We start from the raw sequence: 17,600 nt of genomic DNA on the forward strand, positions 1-17,600 counted from the left end.
ACGGCTTTTGTTAAAGCAAATGAATATTGAACATGCAGGGTAAATCAGCTTTTAGGCTGGGATGTATAGGCAAAAGGTCGTGCATGGTTGTTTTTAATACAGTTAATCTGACAGTCAGCTTTACGTTAAAAATTATAAAATTACACAAAATGATTTAAAGTTATTACAAATCAATGGTTTGTTTTTTATTTCAAGGAGTTTGATCACTGTTTATAGCGGGAAGTAGTGTTAATGGCAGGTTATTATCCTTTAGTCTTAGTGGCTGTAAAAGCCGCTTTGTTTGAAAAGCTTATTGGTAGCAGCCGTTAATTTCGTTTTATTTGTGGTGAAATAATACTTCTGTTACTTTCGGATTGTTAATAACAACAATAAAGAATAGAGATGCAACTCAACTCCCCTAAATCAATTGGTATTTTACTTGGTACGCTTTACGGCATATTTATGCGGCTGTTTGTAGAGCTAGTCAATGCTTACAATTTAGGTAGCTTAGTCTCTATATCATTTATGTTTTTAGTGCCTGTTGCTATTGGCTATATTCGTATTCACTTTGAGTACAACGAATCAAAAACATTAACTAAAAGGCAAATGATCACGATTGCTTGGCAGCCTATTTTTGTTTTTTTATTTGTAAGTATAATTACTTTGCTTGAAGGGAGCATTTGTGTGGCAATGGCTTTGCCTGCTTTTATGTTTTTTGCCAGCATTGGTGGGTTACTTGCGGGCTTTGTTAGAAAACGTAAAATAAAAAAAGCGAATAGTTCTTTATTATCAATCGCGTTGTTACCTATATTGCTCTCACCTATTGAAGTTAACTTTTTACATTTATCAAAAACATACGAAGTAACAAATTCAATAGCTATTAACGCGCCCATCAATGTTGTGTGGCAGCAGTTAGCTAATGTGAGTGACATAAAACCACAGGAAGTGCCTTTTTCACTCACTCAATTAATCGGTGTACCAAAGCCATTAAAGGCAAGTATGAATGCCAGCGGTATAGGCGCTGTTCGCACAAGTACTTGGCAAAAAGGCGTTGTGTTTAAAGAAGTAATAACCGACTGGCAGCCAAACAAAAAAATGCTTTATAAGTTTGAAATAAACCCAGATTTAATACCGGATGATGCACTTGATAAACACGTAAAGCTTGGCGGTGAATACTTTTCTCCACTTTATGGAGGTTATCAGCTAAGTGAAGATAAAAGCGGCAATACGATTTTAACGTTAAAAACGACCGTGCAAGATAATACAAATTTTGGTGTTTATTCGCGAATATGGGGTGAGGTGATATTTCAAGATTTTCATCATTCACTGTTAACGTTGATGAAAAACAGAGCTGAAAAATCGACTACCGCAGCTGTTTCCTACAATTAGCTTAAATCATTGTGACTATAAAAATATTACACACTAAAAGTTAAAAGCCTCTGCAATTGCAAAGGCTTATGTTTTAACCGCTAACTTTTACCAAATCATTTCTACAAATTCAGGGTGGTCGATATACGGATTACGATTACCTTGAAATTCAAACGCTGCTTGGTTACGGTCAAGTTCCATTTGACTCACAGGGTCACTGTTATGCCAGTTAAGCAGCATGGCTACAACCCAGCTTTCAAATACTTTATTGCTTGAGCCATTAAGTACCGCATTACTTGAGGTCGTTTTAGTTTGCCAAGTGCCTATTACATTTTCGTAGCGCGTTGCCATGTAAAAATAAGCACGAGCAAAGTCGCCTTTAAATTCGTCAATTGGCTCAAATACAGTACCTGAGTAATTTAACGAACTTGCGGCAGAGCCTAATTTACTTCCGTTAGTTGATGTAAATGAAGCGCTTGCTACTTCACCAAATGGGAAGTTACTGCGTTTTGAGTTTACATAACCGTCGGTTGCGTAAATATGATGCACATCTGAGTTCATTGGCTCAATAGTGCCGCCAAACCAGCTTTTAGGGAATGAATGCTCACGGTTGTAACAGCCGCCTTCTCCACTATAGTTACCACATTGATCGCTCACAGCAGCATAATTGTAGCTATCTGAGCCGTTTGGTTTTTCGCTATACATATCTAAAATGCTGTTATCGTTTTCAAAGTATGTATCACGGGCAGATGAATCGTAAAAATTCCAAATAGCCGAGTAACCCTGTGCATTATGATCTTTAATAATATTATAAAGCTCAGTTTTTAGTGCATAACCCGATAACCCTTGAGCAGTAACATAGTAGCCAGTGGGTGTTGGGTTGGTCCCGCCGCCATCACCAGAGCCACTACCTAAAGTAAATGCTGTGCTGTCTGTATTATTAAAACTTGCACCGCTAGCAAATGTGGTAGAGCCTTGCTTAAGTGCATAACTGCCATTACCTGTTGAACAACACATGCCATCGCCGTAGCTGTCGTTAATAACAAGTGTGTAAGTTCCATCAGTTAGGCATATTTGCTCATCATACTGAGTGTTTGATGCGTAACCACTGCCGTTAGCAACAGCACTACCTTGATTGTTATTAACGGCCCAGCTAGTTTCGCTACCGTAATTATCGGTACTAAGCGTTAAGATGAGGCTATTGTCAGTACAGCTTGTTGATGCGCTGCCATCAGCGTTTGGTAAAAAGTTATCTACGTATACGGTTTCGCTGCCATCAAATCTACTTACATCGTAAAACCTAAGGCCAACACTAATTGTTTTATTACTGCTTGCTGTATAGCTATGGCTAACTGTTTGCCATTGGTTAGTTTGTGCTTGATTTGAATAGCCTTGATAACCATCTACATACAAGCGAGCTTTAATTTTACCTTCGGTGTGGTAAACATCAGCCGAAAAGTTATAGGTTTTACCTGCTTCTACAGCAACTTGTTGTAGTAAATCAGTGTTACTTTGCGATCCTGTTGTTACATTGACAGCAGCAGAGCTACTACCACTTTTAACTGTACTGGTTGAGCGAGATAAAGCAATTCCGCTATCTATCGTAGTCCATGCATCAGGTGTATTACCTGACCATTGTTCAAATCCGCCATTAGCTACATTGGCCATTACAGGTAATGAGCCAAGTAACAATGCGGTACTAAGTAGTTTATTTTTATATTTCCCGTGTAACATAGTTGTTCCTATTTTTATTTTGAATGAGGAATATACCCTACATTAGTTAGGTTACAAAATTGTTAATTTAAAGCACTGTAAAAGGCAATAATCGTCCTTTAATCTGTTTTTGAAGGTATTTTTATAAATTAATAACTAAATGGAATATCAAAGCAGATTCTATTCTTTTTTTATCTATGCAGAGCCCGTTATCCTACATACTTAGAAAACCTCAACAGATACGCTCTGGATGAGGTAAAACTCATTTTTAACAATACACAAAGTGTGTTGTGTTTAATTTTCAGGGTTATGGGGAATCGATTCATGTTGTTAGGTCAACTAAATGCTGCGGCAAGCCCGCTATCGCAAGATCAAGTACAAAAGCTGCAAGGTTTAGTGGCTGAACTTAATCCAATTCAACAAGCATGGGTAAGTGGTTACTTAGCTGCTAATGCTAACTCAGCTGCATTAGGTGCTCCTACTGCTGGCGTACCGGCTGCGGGTGATGCAGCAGCGCTAACTATTTTATATGGTTCGCAAACGGGTAACGCAAAAGGCGTAGCAAGCAAAATGAAAGAGCAGGCTGAGTCGCGCGGCTTAGCAGTTAAGCTTGTTAGCATGTCAGATTACAAACCAACAGCCCTGAAAAAAGAAAAGTTTTTAACTATCGTTGTATCTACTTACGGCGAAGGTGAGCCACCTGAGGACGCAGAAACACTTCACGAATTTTTAGCTACTAAAAAAGCGCCAAAACTAGACGATGTAAAAATAGCGGTTATTGGCTTAGGTGATTCTAGCTATGAGTTTTTCTGCCAAACAGCAAAAGATTTTGAAGAGCGTTTAAATAAACTCGGTGCGCAAACCATATATCAACGTGCTGATTTAGATGTAGATTACGAAGATGAAGCTGCAACATGGATTGCCGGTGCAGTTGATGCATTCGAACCTGATTTAAAAGCGCAGCAAGAAGCCGCTGGTGGTCAAGTTGTATCAATGCCATTTGGTGCACCAACAACAGCTTCAAGCCAATATACAAAACAAAATCCATTTGAAGCAGAGCTATTAACCGTTCAAAAAATTACCGGTCGCGACTCAACTAAAGATGTACGCCACGTTGAAATTTCACTTGAAGGGTCAGACATTACTTACACACCAGGTGATTCATTAGGTGTGTACTTTTTAAATGATGATGTATTAGTTGATGAAGTACTTACACTTACTCAAATAGATGCAACAAGCATTGTAAAAGTAGGTGATGAAGAACTAAGCGTACGTGATGCATTAATTGAAAAACTAGAGCTGACTCAGTCATACCCTGGTTTTGTAGAAAAATACGCAATAGCAACTGGTGCGCCTGAATTATTAAAGCTTGTAGAAGATAAAGCCGCAATGCGTGCGTATATTGAACCTCGCCAAATATTTGATGTAATTCGCCAAAACCCTGCAAAAATTGATGCACAAACATTAGTAGATTGCCTACGTAAACTACAAGCTCGTTTGTACTCAATTGCATCTAGCCAAGCTGAGGTTGAAGACGAAGTGCATTTAACACTAGGTCTAGTGCAGTTTGATGCATTTGATAGCGAGCATTTAGGTGGCTGTACAGGTTACTTAACTCGTCGTGCAGAAGAAGGTTGTAAAGTTAAAGTATTTAGCGAACACAACGACAATTTCCGCTTACCCACTAACGATGATACACCTGTGATTATGGTTGGCCCTGGTACTGGTATTGCGCCGTTCCGTGCATTTTTACAAGAACGTGATTCGCGTGAAGCGCAAGGCAAAAACTGGTTGTTTTTTGGTAACCCACATTTCACTCAAGACTTTTTATACCAAGTAGAAATACAGGGTTATTTAAAATCGGGTTTACTTAACAAAGTAGATGTTGCATTTAGCCGTGATCAAGCCGAAAAAGTATATGTGCAAGATAAGTTACGCAGTAACAGTAAAGACGTGTTTGAATGGTTAGAAGCCGGTGCTCACTTTTATATTTGTGGCGATGCAAATCGCATGGCAAAAGATGTACACAACGCCTTGCTTGATATTGTTAAAGAAAACACAGGCAAGAGCAATGAAGACGCAGAGCAATATTTAAAAGATTTGCGTAGCGCAAACCGCTATCAGAAAGACGTGTATTAATCACGTTTCTTATTTTATTTAACAGCTAACAGCCGTCACTGTAACAAATTTAGGATTTAAAATGAGCGAACAAGATAAAAACGTAAAACTTTCTGATAACGAACGTTTGAAAAGAGAAAGTAACTTTTTACGTGGCACCATAGAAAAAGATTTAACAGACGAAATTACCGGTGGCTTTACTGCCGATAACTTTCAGCTAATTCGTTTTCACGGTATGTACCAACAAGACGACCGCGATATACGTGGTGAGCGCGCTAAGCAAAAGCTAGAGCCGCTGCATAATGTAATGTTACGTGCACGTATGCCTGGCGGTATTATTAAGCCAGAGCAATGGCTAGCAATCGATAAGTTTGCAGATGACAAAACAAGCTACGGCAGCATTCGTTTAACAACGCGTCAAACGTTTCAGTTTCATGGAGTGTTAAAGCCAAATATTAAAGGCATGCACCAAATGCTTGATAGCGTAGGTATAGACTCTATTGCTACAGCGGGTGACGTTAACCGTAACGTGCTTTGTACTACTAACCCAGTTGAGTCTGAGTTACACCAAGAAGCTTACGACTGGGCTGCAAAAATTTCTGAACATTTATTGCCAAAAACGAAAGCGTATGCCGAAATTTGGTTAAATGGCGAAAAAGCAGAAACCACAGAAGAGCCAATTTTAGGATCTAATTACTTACCGCGTAAGTTTAAAACAACGGTAACTATTCCACCTAACAACGAAGTTGATGTGCACGCTAACGATTTAAACTTTGTGGCAATTGCTGATAACGGCAAACTTGTTGGTTTTAACGTATTAGTGGGCGGTGGCCTTGCCATGACGCACGGCGATACAGCAACTTATCCGCGTAAAGCAGATGACTTTGGCTTTATTACGCTAGAAGATATCTTGAAAATTGCAGAGCATGTTGTATCTGTGCAGCGCGATTGGGGTAATCGTTCAAACCGTAAAAATGCTAAAACAAAATACACACTAGACCGTGTAGGCGTTGATGTATTTAAAGCCGAAGTAGAAAAACGCTCAGGCGTTACGTTTGCACCAAGCCGTCCGTTTGAGTTTACTCATCGTGGCGACCGCATTGGTTGGGTTGAAGGCATTGATGGTAAGCACCACTTAACGCTATTTATTCAAAGTGGTCGTATTTTAGACTACCCAGGCAAGCCGCTTAAAACAGGTTGTCGTAAAATCGCAGAAGTTCACCAAGGTGACATGCGTATGACGGCAAACCAAAACTTAATTATTGCTGGCGTACCTGCCGATCAAAAAGCAGTGATTGAAGAAATTGCCCGTAGTCATGGCTTAATTGATGACACAGATTCGCAGCAGCGTAAAGATTCAATGGCGTGTGTTTCACTGCCAACGTGCCCACTTGCAATGGCTGAGGCAGAGCGTTACTTACCAAGCTTAGTTGAAAAAACTGAAGCACTGCTTGCTAAGCACGGTATACCCGATGACAGCATTATTATGCGCGTTGTAGGTTGCCCGAACGGCTGTGGCCGCGCAATGCTTGCAGAAGCTGGTTTAGTAGGCAAAGGCCCAGGTAAATACAACGTTTACTTAGGTGGTAATTTAGAAGGCACACGTATTCCTAAATTGTACCTTGAGAACGTAGGCGAAGATGTTTACCTAGAAGCATTCGATAAGCTAATTGGCCAATGGGCTAAAGAGCGTAACGACGGTGAGTGTTTTGGTGACTTTGTTATACGCAAAGGCATTGTTGCTGAAGTAAAAGTATCAGTAACCGATTTTCACGCATAATTTAATACCAGCGCTTAGCGCTGGTGAGGCTTGGAATTTACCATGAGTGAATTTAAAAACATTTTACAGCTAGATAAACAAAGCCAAACGGCAATGTTAGCTGATGCTAATGGTTTACTAGCGGGTATGAGCGCTGAGCAGCGCGTTGCATGGGCGCTTGATAACTTGCCTAATACGGCATTTTTATCATCTAGCTTTGGTATTCAAGCAGCAGTGATGCTGCATTTAATGACCTCACAACGCCCAGATATTCCTGTTGTATTAACCGATACTGGTTATTTATTTCCTGAAACGTATCAGTTTATTGAACAAATGAGTGAGCGTTTATCGCTTAACTTAAAAGTGTATAAAGCGCAGTTGAGCCCAGCATGGCAAGAAGCCAAATTTGGTAAGCTATGGGAGCAAGGGGAGGACGGCATTAAGCAATATAATCAGCTTAATAAAGTAGAGCCGATGACCCGCGCGCTAAAAGAGATTGAAGCCGGTACTTGGTTTAGTGGCCTGCGCCGCGATCAATCATCATCGCGTGCTGATAAACAGTTTGTAGAAATTAGCCGTGGCACGGTTAAAGTGTACCCAATTATTGAATGGTCTAACCGCGACGTGTATCAGTACCTAACTAAGCACGATTTACCTTATCACCCATTATGGGAGCAAGGTTATGTGTCGATGGGCGACGTGCATACAACGCGTAAGTTAGAACCTGGAATGACAGAAGAAGAAACTCGCTTTTTTGGTTTAAACCGAGAATGCGGACTACACATGGATGGTGACGGTATTTAACGTTACTAAGTTGTAGTTAAATCAATAACAACAACGCAGCTTAGGCTGCGTTTTTATTTTCTTTAATTAGGGTACAAAAATTGCCTAATTAAGTATTTTTTATTAAACTCAAGGAAATAAAGGATTAATTAAAGCAGGAACGCTATGAAATACTTTACCTACTTAGCTATATCAATCATGGCTATTGCAGTCATCTCTTTGTTTTATTTAAAAAAGCCCGATGGTCAAACATGGCTTTCTGCATCATCTATTAGTAATGAATCTCAGCAAATTAAAGAAAAAATGGTCGCGCTTTCAAGCAATACTCTAGATCAAGCTGTGCAGGGTGTTAAGCAAGCGGGCGATAAAATTGCGAGCAGTATTTCTGATGAACCAATGCCTGCAAGTACTAACTCAAGTAGTAAAATTTTTAAGTGGCAAGACGAAACCGGTCAATGGCACTTTTCTGATACACCTAACCCGCATGCAAAAAGTATTGAAGTAAAACTCGATCCTAAAGATATTACTGTTATTGCTGCAGAAGACACGTCTATTTTAAATACCTCTCCAAGTACAAATACAATGTCGGCTGCACAAGAGGGGATCAGTATTTTGAACCCAGACTCTGTTAAAAAGCTATTTAATGACGCCGAAAATGTAAAAGACAAACTAGAAAAACGTAATAAAGAAATTAATAATTTAAGCGCACTTTAGCTATTCTGAGTTAGGGCTTTTATGGTTTTTTAAATAACGTTTTTCGGCTTCCATTAACAGTATGGTTAAATATATTTTAGTGGGAAGTGATAATAGCACCCCTATAGCGATAAATGCTGCCGCTGTAATTATTCCTTTAATACCATGATTAACAGTGAAATAACTCGACACAATTAAAGAGTGGCCAGTCACAATAAGGCATAATCCAAACACTATTGATGTTTTAAGCAGTCGAATAATCATTATTTGCGACATAGTCACCTCACTAAGAGTAACCCTAGTGTAGGCCGGCTTTAAATATTCGGCATTGATTTGAAACAATAAACGGCACACATAAAAAAGCCCAGCTTATTACTAAACTGGGCTTTTAAATGCACTAATTACAGCGCGTATTAATCGAGCATATTACGCAATACATATTGTAAAATGCCGCCGTGTTTGTAGTAATCCCACTCTTTAGGGGTATCAATACGTACATCAGCACTCAAGGTTACTTTTTTACCTTCGGCATTGGTTGCAATAACGGTTACTTCATCGGTTTTATCGTACAAGCCATCAATATCAAATTGTTCTTGCCCAGTTAACCCATGTGACTCGTAGCTTTCACCTTCTTTAAATTGCAGCGGTAATACACCCATACCAATTAAGTTAGAACGGTGAATACGCTCATAGCTTTGTGCTACAACGGCTTTTACACCAAGTAATAGTGAGCCTTTAGCCGCCCAGTCACGAGATGAACCTGTACCGTACTCTTTACCCGCTAAAATAATAAGTGGAGTATTATTTTTTTGATACTCCATAGCCGCATCGTAAATGCTTGCTAAATCGTTTTCTGGTTGCGTACGTGTTACGCCACCTTCAGTACCTGGAGCAAGTAAGTTTTTAAGACGAACATTGGCAAACGTTCCGCGCATCATTACTTCGTGATTACCACGGCGTGAGCCATACGAGTTAAACTGCGATTTTTCTACACCTTTCTCTTGCAAGTATAAACCTGCTGGCGCTTCTGCTTTAATAGCACCCGCTGGAGAAATATGGTCAGTGGTTACTGAATCCCCAAGCTTAGCTAAACAACGTGCACCTTCAATAGTAGGAATGCCCGGTGGTTCTACTTTCATACCATCAAAAAATGGTGCTTTTTTAATGTAGGTAGAAGCATCGTTCCAATCGTAAAGTTTGCCATCCGGTATTTTAATTTGCTGCCAGCGGCTATCGCCTTCGTAAACGTTAGCGTAGCTTTTTTCGAACATTTCTTTAGTTACTGTTTCTTTAACTAGGTCGCTTACTTCTTTAACACTTGGCCAAATATTTTTAAGGTAAATGTCGTTACCGTTAGCATCTTGAGCAAGGGGTTCGTTGTATACGTCAATATCGGTTCTACCTGCAATAGCATAAGCTACAACAAGCGGAGGAGAGGCTAAAAAGTTCATTTTAACATCTTGGTGAATACGTCCTTCAAAGTTACGGTTACCCGATAAAATAGAACTAACCACTAATTTGTGCTTTTGAATGGCATCTGATATTTCAGTTGGAAGTGGGCCTGAGTTACCAATACAAGTTGTACAACCGTAGCCAACAAGGTTAAAGCCTAAGCTTTCTAAGTCATCCATTAGGCCTGCTTTTTCCAGGTAGTCGGTAACTACCTTAGAGCCTGGCGCAAGTGATGTTTTAACCCAAGGTTTTACATTAATGCCTAACTGTTTTGCTTTTTTAGCGACTAAGCCTGCGGCTAAAATAACACTAGGGTTAGAAGTATTAGTACAGCTGGTAATTGCAGCAATAACACAAGCGCCATCGTTAAGCTCAAACTCTTGGCCTTTAAATTTAACTTTAGCGGCGCCCATAAACTGTGCTTCGTCTACTGGCTCATCTGGATTTGTTGCTGGGCCTTCACTTTCAATACGAGCTTGTTCTTCATCGCTTTTATCGCGACGAGCCATACGCTCGTCTTGGAAGCCTTTTAAATGATCGCCAATAACTTTGCCAGCTTCGTTTAGGGCAATTCTATCTTGTGGACGTTTAGGGCCGGCAAGGCTTGGTACAACATCGTCTAATTTAAGCTCGAGTGTATCGGTATAGTTAGCTTCGTCGCCATCGTTACGCCATAGGCCTTGATGCTTAGCATAATCTTCAATCAGTTTTAAGTGGTTTTCGTCGCGGTTTGTTAAGCGAAGGTAGTTAATGGTTTCATCATCAATCGGAAAAATACCACATGTAGCGCCGTATTCTGGCGCCATATTCGCTATGGTAGCTCTGTCTGCAAGTGGTAAGTCAGCAAGGCCGTCACCATAAAACTCTACAAATTTACCCACTACGCCGTGGTTACGCAGTATTTCGGTTACTGTTAACACTAAATCGGTTGCGGTCGTACCTTCAGGTAAACGGCCGCTTAGCTTCATACCGACTACTTGTGGAATGAGTAAGCTAATTGGCTGACCAAGCATGGCTGCTTCAGCTTCAATGCCGCCTACACCCCAACCAAGCACACCTAAGCCATTAATCATGGTGGTGTGAGAGTCAGTCCCTACAAGCGTATCTGGGTAAGCGTATTTTTTGCCGTCACGGTCTTCATTAAAAACAACGCGCGCTAAGTATTCTAGGTTTACTTGGTGAACAATACCGGTTGCTGGTGGCACTACTTTTAAATTATCAAAAGCGGTTTGTCCCCAACGCAAAAATTCGTAACGTTCTTTATTTCGGTCGTATTCAAGTTTTGCATTTAAATCAAATGCACCCTCATTACCGTATCCATCTACCTGCACTGAATGGTCAATAACTAGTTCTGCGGGTGATAACGGATTTATTTTTGCAGGATCGCCACCTAGCTTTTCCATTGCGTCACGCATCGCGGCTAAATCAACAATAGCGGGTACGCCGGTAAAGTCTTGCATAACTACGCGAGCGGGGGTAAAGGCAACTTCAGATGCAGGTTTCGCTTGAGGGTCCCAATTAAGTAGGGCTTGAATGTCTTGTTCTTTAATATTTGCGCCGTCTTCGTTACGAAGAAGGTTTTCAAGTAATACTTTTAAGGAGAAGGGCAATCGTTTCGCTTTGTCGCCAAGTCCTTTTAGAGAATGAATATGATATTGCTCACCATTTATTGTGAGCTGATGTTGGGTATCGAAACTATTATTCATTATTTGCCCCTTTATGAATGATAAAAATATTTTGAAGAGTGACCTCTGTAGTGCTTGAGTTGCAAAGTGCATACCAATGTAAAAAGCCGTATTTAGAGAACGAATTTTATACAGTTAATATAGTAGAGATGATGCTGAAAAGTTTAATTTCAAGAGATGATTTGAAAGAGGTAGGGTCAAAAGTTATTTCGACCCTTATTAATTACTGTAACCAACCTTGTTGCTTACCTTTAATACTCAAACAAAGTAAAGCTATGGCAATAATGATTACAAATATAGGCATAAATACAGCACTTGTACCAAGTAGCTCAATACTGTTTATGACCATAAAATTATAATATTGCTGAATTAAAATAGCGCCGAGCGATAGCGCAAAAGTAGGTGTTGCCAGCGCGTTTTTAGCAAGTAAAAAAATACAACCCAAAGTGCTTCCAAATACAGCTATAGCAAATGCAATGGTTGACCAAATAGGAACGTTAGAGTAGGCAGCTTGTTGATCTAGCGGAAGTTTACCTATCATTTCTGGTGTCATCATCATGTGCATAGCAAATGCAATAACGCCAAGTAAGTTCCATACGAGTGCCGCCCATACAACGGGCTTAAACCAATTTTTAGGTGTTTTAACAGACATTTTATAACCTTGTTTTTATTATTATTAACTAGGTTATTAAAGAGTAAAAAGGCCAACTATACAAGTTGACCTTTTTATATAAAAAGAGGGTTTTTAAATGCTTAACCAAACGAAATAGGACGACGACCTGTTTTATCATCTACTTTTGGCTTTTTAGTTCGCTTGCGCTTAGCTTTAGCTGGCTGATTTGTTGGTTGTGGTGCGGCTTGCTTTGACTCTGTTTGAGTGTGTACCGCAGGTTTTTCTGCAGGTACAGCATCTTCACTTAACGCAAGTTGAAAAAACTCACCATCGAATTCTAGTACATCGCCACTGTATAATTTTTTCCGCTTTATTGTACAAATTTCATGGTTAACACCCACATAGCCTTCAGTAATTAGGTTTTTAGCTTGGCCGCCACCTTCAACTAAGTTTAGTACTTTTAATAATTTACAAAGCTCAATCGGCTCTTCTTCTAACTCTATTTCTATATATTCTTCGTTCATATTTGCTCTCGGTGGGGTAACGCACAGGCTTTAGTATAAAGGCTTACAGCGACTTTTGCACCAAAGCAAGTAACTTTAGATAGCGGTAATACACAATTAGTTATGAAAGTTTTTAGGTATTTTATCTGTCTTTAAAAAAACTGAAGCAATTAAAAGTTAAGCTTCGTTGCAATCTTTTTTACGTATGGCTCGCTAATTGCTAAAACTCTGGCGGATTAATCAATGTGTAATGAATACATATAAAACGGAGTAGAAAATGGGCGTAAGATTAGCAATGAAAAAAGAGCTAATGGGCTTAGATAATTCAGATATGCTTACCGCAGACGATGTTAGGTCACATCTTACTAATCAAGTAAAAGAGCAAAAGGAAAATGCTGAACGTGGTTTTTCTGTGATTTCAAAATTTAACGATCACCATAGCCGCTTAGTGAGTGGCGATATGAAAAAAAAATCGGTACTTGAATTTCAACGCCATCGCTTATTTAAAGAAGTTTTATACACTCGTAAAAGTGTTGATGCGTGGTTAAATAGCCAAACAAATTAAATTGCTATAAATAGTTACCTTTAATAGACTACAAGTGTAATCAAAAGGGGTAACTATGAAAAATGGAATTTTAATATATGTGTTGGCATTACTATTAGCTGCGTGCCAACAACCTACCGTGTATGTATTTAGTGAAAACTTGCAAGATGAACAGCGCGATCAGCTCGATGCTGCGCTAAAAGCACAATCGCTCCCTTATGAATATGTACCGCTGACAATCCCATCAGAGTTTGGTGAGGCTACATTACTCTTATCAAGTGACAAAATTTACCCAAAAGAGACTGAGCAGTTAGCTACTTATTATGCAGGGGCTAGGTTACGAGCCACAAGTTAGCTATACAACGCGTTCAAATCATTTTTATGGTGATGGCAATATAGGCTTTTATCTAAAAAATGCAGTGGCGGGTACAACCTTTGTTATGCCTAAAAAGTTACGAACAACTCAATGCAGCGAAGACAAGTACAATGATTTACTCGTCACATTTACAGATAAATATGCTGACTTTACATTACCAAGTAGTGCTAAAGTGGTGTTGGATTGGGAGCGTATTGAACCGTACTTAGTTATTTATTATCAAAATACATCGCAATCTTATACGCGTACTACGCCAAAAATAAGCACACCTTTTGGGCAAAAGCCGTCAGATACTTTTATTTACAATACACATATAAACAAACCAGATTGGCTTAACTGTTCATTACAAATTGTTTATATGGATTGAGTGATAAAGTTAACCGTGGGCTTCTATATGCTCGCTAAGTTTTGCAATACGCAGACTCATACCTTCTATAATTCGGTCTTTAATTTTTTCGCGGATAACATTAGGTAAACGGGTGAGTGCTTCAGGGGTAATGGCAAGGACGATACTGTCGGTTTTAGCGCGTGCGCTAGTGCTACGCTCTCGGTTATTTATAAAAGCGCCTTCACCTATAAATTCACCAGGTACTATCGTTCCAAGTTCTAGCAAATGATTATGTTTAAATACTAACAACGCACCGCTAAGTACAATATATAAGCGCTTGTCGTTATCGTATTGCTTAAATAAAAACTGATGCTGGCTTACTAAATATAACAGGCCGAACGACTCCAATAAGACTTGACGCTCGCTGAGCGTAAATTCTTTAAAAAAGTGCAGCCTGTTTATAATTTCCATTTGTTTGAATAAGGGAATATGTTCGATTAGCTTCATCAATAACCAAATGTGTTAAAAGCGTTTAATCAGCTAATATTGCGCTCTTTTAATTTTCGGGTCAACGTGTTGCGTCCCCAACCAATTTTTATAGCGGCATCTTGCTTATGGCCAGAGCAATTAGCGAGAGCTGTTTTTATTAAGCGGGTTTCTAGCTGAGCTTGAATGTCAGGCCAAATATTTTCTTTACCTTGTTTAAGCTCTTGATTAAGCCATTGCTGAAACGCATCTAACCAATCACCTTCTTCTTGAGTTGGTGTGGCATCAAGAATTTCAGGCGGTAAGTCTTGCTCGCTCACAAGCTCACCCGGTGCCATTACAGTAAGCCAGCGACAGGTGTTTTCTAATTGGCGTACATTGCCTGGCCAATTAAATAAGCGTAATTGCTCAGTTGCCTTAGGGCTCAGCACTTTGCTTTCTACTTGTAGCTCTTTAGCGCTTTTATGTAAAAAGTGTTGCGATAAACTTTCTATATCTTCAGTACGTTCTCGAAGAGCGGGTAAACGTAGGCGCACAACATTAAGACGATGAAATAAATCATCCCTAAATTTGCCCTGTTTAACTAAATCTTCAAGGTTTTGATGCGTAGCCGCAATAATACGCACGTCTACTTTTATACTTTGATGGCCACCAACGCGATAAAACTCACCATCGGCAAGAACGCGTAATAAACGTGTTTGTACATCAAGTGGCATATCACCAATTTCATCTAAAAATAGTGTGCCGCCATTGGCTTGCTCAAAACGGCCTTTACGCACGCTGTCGGCGCCCGTAAATGCGCCTTTTTCGTGGCCAAATAACTCTGACTCAACAAGCTCTTTTGGAATGGCTGCCATGTTAAGTGCAATAAATTGGTTTTCTTTACGTGGGCTATGATTGTGCAAAGCACTGGCGACAAGTTCTTTACCTGTTCCAGATTCGCCATTTATTAATACGCTCATGCTAGAAGCCGATAGTTTACCTATCGCTCTAAACACTTCTTGCATGGCGGGTGCTTCACCAATTATATGCGCACTTTTTGGTGGAGCTTGCTTACGCTTAGTTTTTTTAGTGGAATTTGCTCTGCATGCGCTTTCGACTAGTGCTACCGCTTCGTTTAAATCAAACGGCTTAGCGAGGTATTCAAAAGCACCTTTTTGAAATGCATTAACGGCAGAGTCTAAATCTGAATGCGCGGTCATTATAATAACGGGCAATCCAGGGTTTTGCTCTGCAATAAGTTCAAGCAACGCCATACCATCCATACCTGGCATTCGTACGTCCGAAACTAAAACAGTAGGTTGGCTAAACTTCAATGCGCTTAATACATCTTGCGCGTTAGAAAAGCTTTCTGCGTTAAACCCTGCACGGGTTAGTGCTTTTTCGAGTACAAATCGAATAGAAGCATCATCATCTACAAGCCAAACTGTTTTCATGCAAACTCCAAACATTAATCTGCAAAGGGCAGATAGATATTAAATTCAGTATGTCCAGGCCAGCTATCACATTCTATATAGCCATCATGTTGATCAATCAGTGTTTGCGCTATTGAAAGGCCCAACCCAGAGCCACCTTCTTTATTGGTGATCATAGGGTAGAACAGTGTTTCGCGTACACTGGGATCAATACCTGGTCCGTTATCAGATATTTGGATCAACAAGGCTTTTTTAGGTGCTTTACCCGGGCGACGATGCTGATGATTTATGCGGGTTTTTATTGTTATTTCACCGCCATCTACAAGCGCCTGTTGGGCATTTCGAACAATGTTTAATACCACTTGCTGAATTTTGCCTTGATCAATGTATACATCAGGAATACTCGGGTCGTAATCTTTAACTAAGCTAATGTTAGAACAATTATCTAACGTACTTAGCCTTGCAACTGATTCAAGTGATTGATGTATATTGCCATACGATTTTTGAGGAAGTTGATTGGGCCCCAAAAGCCTATCTACTAGCTCGCGTAATCGGTCGGCTTGCTCAATGATGAGCTCAGCACATTGATCTCTTTCTTGTTGATCAACCTCATACTGCAATAACTGCGCCGCTCCGCGAATTCCACCTAAAGGATTTTTAATTTCGTGAGCTAACCCTCTAATTAGGTTTCGGGCAGCTTGATATTGATGCATTTGATTAGACGCTTGGTCGTGCTTAATTTCGTCATCGGTTTGGCGCCACTCAAATAAAATATAAAGCGAGCCATTAAACTTAATTTGTCGTGTACTTACGGCTACTTTTGCATGGCGAGAATCGCTAAAAACCACGTCAGCTCTATGCTGCTGGCAATCTACGCCTTCAACTAGTGAGTATTGTTCTATACGCTTTAAATCGATTGAATGGTAGTTAAAAAGGCTATCAAACGGTTGATCTAATAGGCGCTTATTACCAAGGCCAAGCAGCTCGCTGGTACTGGTATTGGCATATACAACGGTGAAGTTTTTATCAAGTAACATGATAGCGGTTGTTTGATTTTGCCAAATGGCATCGAGTAGCTCAGGGCTAAAGTTTTTATTATTAATCATAGCTGCACCATTTTAGTGCGTGGATGTTTGCAAGCAAGTTATATGGTTAAATACACTGCTGCACGTTTAGTAATGACCCAATTTAGTTACCTAGGTTTAGCCCTTTTCGGTGCATAAAAAATATGCAGGGTTCGCTTGTAGCAATAACTTGGTTTTTACTATTAAAAAGCTTTAATTGTAGTGTGTGCTGACCACGTTCTACATCTCTAATTGCAAAGGTTGAGCTGTCACTGGCTGGGCCGTGTGCTTTACCATCAATAAAAAGTTGTATAGTAAAACCAGTTTCAAAGCGTGGTTTTATTCGGCTAGTTACATAAACAGTGCCGGTATTTTCACGAATAGTCTGGTTATGATCAGGTGAGGAAATAGCAATACTAAAGGCCGCTTGTTGAGGCTGAGGTTGCTCGTCAAAAATGTCAGTATTTGTTGCAGGCATATTAAGATCTTGGCTGGTGAGCTTTACCTCTTGGGCCCCTTTATGAGGGGTGTCTGAGAACACTAATACGCCATTTTTATCTTTCCAAGCGTATATTTTTGTTTCACCGGCATAACCATAATTACTTAATCCTAAAGCAATTAATAGTAATAAAATCTTGTTATTCACTCTGCAGCCCTGCATTTTTATCGGTAACTTAACTTTAGTGGAGATTGACTAATTTTACCATTAAAAAAGCCCGCA

15 protein-coding genes and 1 pseudogene are annotated in these 17,600 nt (G+C 39.8%); 7 read left to right on the forward strand and 9 right to left on the reverse strand.

What is annotated here, in order from left to right; translation table 11 throughout:
• The first annotated feature begins 381 nt into the window (after positions 1–381).
• The gene (locus GQR46_RS00080) at positions 382–1,368 is read left to right on the forward strand and encodes a hypothetical protein (RefSeq protein ID WP_165739211.1); all 987 of its coding nucleotides are present in this window, start codon (positions 382–384) and stop codon (positions 1,366–1,368) included.
• Positions 1,369–1,455: 87 nt separating this feature from the next.
• Here GQR46_RS00080 and GQR46_RS00085 read toward each other — a convergent pair whose 3' ends face one another.
• Entirely contained in the window at positions 1,456–3,081 is a 1,626-nt protein-coding gene (locus GQR46_RS00085) for an endonuclease (protein ID WP_165739214.1), read from the reverse strand.
• 303 nt (positions 3,082–3,384) lie between these two features.
• Between GQR46_RS00085 and GQR46_RS00090 the strand changes: the two genes are divergently transcribed.
• The 4 genes from GQR46_RS00090 (at position 3,385) to GQR46_RS00105 (ending at position 8,434) form a co-directional block, all read left to right on the forward strand.
• The gene (locus tag GQR46_RS00090) at positions 3,385–5,199 is read left to right on the forward strand and encodes an assimilatory sulfite reductase (NADPH) flavoprotein subunit (RefSeq protein WP_165739215.1); all 1,815 of its coding nucleotides are present in this window, start codon (positions 3,385–3,387) and stop codon (positions 5,197–5,199) included.
• Between the two features lie 61 nt (positions 5,200–5,260).
• Complete coding sequence (cysI, locus tag GQR46_RS00095) at positions 5,261–6,958, forward strand: assimilatory sulfite reductase (NADPH) hemoprotein subunit (protein WP_165739217.1); 1,698 nt, start codon at positions 5,261–5,263, stop codon at positions 6,956–6,958.
• A gap of 42 nt (positions 6,959–7,000) precedes the next feature.
• Positions 7,001–7,741 carry a phosphoadenylyl-sulfate reductase gene (locus GQR46_RS00100; RefSeq protein ID WP_165739219.1) on the forward strand — a complete coding sequence of 247 codons (741 nt, stop codon included), beginning with the start codon at positions 7,001–7,003 and terminating at the stop codon, positions 7,739–7,741.
• Between the two features lie 144 nt (positions 7,742–7,885).
• The gene (locus GQR46_RS00105; protein ID WP_165739221.1) at positions 7,886–8,434 is read left to right on the forward strand and encodes a DUF4124 domain-containing protein; all 549 of its coding nucleotides are present in this window, start codon (positions 7,886–7,888) and stop codon (positions 8,432–8,434) included.
• Here the strand turns inward: GQR46_RS00105 and GQR46_RS00110 are convergent, their stop codons facing one another.
• From GQR46_RS00110 to GQR46_RS00125, 4 genes are all read right to left on the reverse strand, one after another.
• Positions 8,435–8,689 (reverse strand): hypothetical protein, encoded by a 255-nt coding sequence (locus GQR46_RS00110; protein ID WP_165739223.1) that lies wholly within the window; start codon positions 8,687–8,689, stop codon positions 8,435–8,437. It abuts the gene before it with no gap.
• Between the two features lie 137 nt (positions 8,690–8,826).
• Positions 8,827–11,571 carry an aconitate hydratase AcnA gene (gene acnA / locus GQR46_RS00115; RefSeq protein ID WP_165739225.1) on the reverse strand — a complete coding sequence of 915 codons (2,745 nt, stop codon included), beginning with the start codon at positions 11,569–11,571 and terminating at the stop codon, positions 8,827–8,829.
• A gap of 202 nt (positions 11,572–11,773) precedes the next feature.
• Complete coding sequence (locus tag GQR46_RS00120) at positions 11,774–12,202, reverse strand: hypothetical protein (RefSeq protein ID WP_165739227.1); 429 nt, start codon at positions 12,200–12,202, stop codon at positions 11,774–11,776.
• A 101-nt stretch (positions 12,203–12,303) separates the two neighbouring features.
• Positions 12,304–12,687 (reverse strand): RNA-binding S4 domain-containing protein, encoded by a 384-nt coding sequence (locus tag GQR46_RS00125; protein WP_165728335.1) that lies wholly within the window; start codon positions 12,685–12,687, stop codon positions 12,304–12,306.
• 256 nt (positions 12,688–12,943) lie between these two features.
• Between GQR46_RS00125 and GQR46_RS00130 the strand changes: the two genes are divergently transcribed.
• Together GQR46_RS00130 and GQR46_RS00135 are read left to right on the forward strand one after the other, a co-directional pair.
• Positions 12,944–13,231, forward strand: a complete 288-nt coding sequence (locus GQR46_RS00130) for a hypothetical protein (RefSeq protein ID WP_165739228.1) — start codon at positions 12,944–12,946, stop codon at positions 13,229–13,231.
• Between the two features lie 55 nt (positions 13,232–13,286).
• A pseudogene (locus tag GQR46_RS00135) lies at positions 13,287–13,953 on the forward strand (hypothetical protein).
• A 9-nt stretch (positions 13,954–13,962) separates the two neighbouring features.
• Here GQR46_RS00135 and GQR46_RS00140 read toward each other — a convergent pair.
• The 4 genes from GQR46_RS00140 to GQR46_RS00155 all read right to left on the reverse strand — a co-directional run bounded on the left by GQR46_RS00140 (position 13,963) and on the right by GQR46_RS00155 (position 17,525).
• Positions 13,963–14,421: a cyclic nucleotide-binding domain-containing protein gene (locus GQR46_RS00140; RefSeq protein WP_165739230.1), complete on the reverse strand. Its 459-nt coding sequence runs from the start codon at positions 14,419–14,421 to the stop codon at positions 13,963–13,965.
• Positions 14,422–14,450: 29 nt separating this feature from the next.
• Positions 14,451–15,836, reverse strand: a complete 1,386-nt coding sequence (gene ntrC, locus GQR46_RS00145) for a nitrogen regulation protein NR(I) (RefSeq protein ID WP_165739232.1) — start codon at positions 15,834–15,836, stop codon at positions 14,451–14,453.
• 14 nt (positions 15,837–15,850) lie between these two features.
• Positions 15,851–16,921 (reverse strand): nitrogen regulation protein NR(II), encoded by a 1,071-nt coding sequence (gene glnL, locus GQR46_RS00150; RefSeq protein WP_165739234.1) that lies wholly within the window; start codon positions 16,919–16,921, stop codon positions 15,851–15,853.
• A gap of 82 nt (positions 16,922–17,003) precedes the next feature.
• Positions 17,004–17,525, reverse strand: a complete 522-nt coding sequence (locus tag GQR46_RS00155; protein WP_165739236.1) for a DUF4124 domain-containing protein — start codon at positions 17,523–17,525, stop codon at positions 17,004–17,006.
• Positions 17,526–17,600 lie beyond the last annotated feature (75 nt).

Source organism: Pseudoalteromonas sp. Z1A6, from assembly GCF_011378745.1.
In the GTDB taxonomy this organism is placed as follows: domain Bacteria; phylum Pseudomonadota; class Gammaproteobacteria; order Enterobacterales; family Alteromonadaceae; genus Pseudoalteromonas; species Pseudoalteromonas arctica.

Bases quoted from the DNA above. Each gene is read 5' to 3' on its own strand.
- GQR46_RS00080 (WP_165739211.1), top strand. From the start codon at position 382: ATGCAACTCAACTCCCCTAAATCAATTGGTATTTTACTTGGTACGCTT.
- GQR46_RS00085 (WP_165739214.1), bottom strand. From the start codon at position 3,081: ATGTTACACGGGAAATATAAAAATAAACTACTTAGTACCGCATTGTTA.
- GQR46_RS00090 (WP_165739215.1), top strand. From the start codon at position 3,385: ATGTTGTTAGGTCAACTAAATGCTGCGGCAAGCCCGCTATCGCAAGAT.
- cysI (WP_165739217.1), top strand. From the start codon at position 5,261: ATGAGCGAACAAGATAAAAACGTAAAACTTTCTGATAACGAACGTTTG.
- GQR46_RS00100 (WP_165739219.1), top strand. From the start codon at position 7,001: ATGAGTGAATTTAAAAACATTTTACAGCTAGATAAACAAAGCCAAACG.
- GQR46_RS00105 (WP_165739221.1), top strand. From the start codon at position 7,886: ATGAAATACTTTACCTACTTAGCTATATCAATCATGGCTATTGCAGTC.
- GQR46_RS00110 (WP_165739223.1), bottom strand. From the start codon at position 8,689: ATGTCGCAAATAATGATTATTCGACTGCTTAAAACATCAATAGTGTTT.
- acnA (WP_165739225.1), bottom strand. From the start codon at position 11,571: ATGAATAATAGTTTCGATACCCAACATCAGCTCACAATAAATGGTGAG.
- GQR46_RS00120 (WP_165739227.1), bottom strand. From the start codon at position 12,202: ATGTCTGTTAAAACACCTAAAAATTGGTTTAAGCCCGTTGTATGGGCG.
- GQR46_RS00125 (WP_165728335.1), bottom strand. From the start codon at position 12,687: ATGAACGAAGAATATATAGAAATAGAGTTAGAAGAAGAGCCGATTGAG.
- GQR46_RS00130 (WP_165739228.1), top strand. From the start codon at position 12,944: ATGGGCGTAAGATTAGCAATGAAAAAAGAGCTAATGGGCTTAGATAAT.
- GQR46_RS00140 (WP_165739230.1), bottom strand. From the start codon at position 14,421: ATGAAGCTAATCGAACATATTCCCTTATTCAAACAAATGGAAATTATA.
- ntrC (WP_165739232.1), bottom strand. From the start codon at position 15,836: ATGAAAACAGTTTGGCTTGTAGATGATGATGCTTCTATTCGATTTGTA.
- glnL (WP_165739234.1), bottom strand. From the start codon at position 16,921: ATGATTAATAATAAAAACTTTAGCCCTGAGCTACTCGATGCCATTTGG.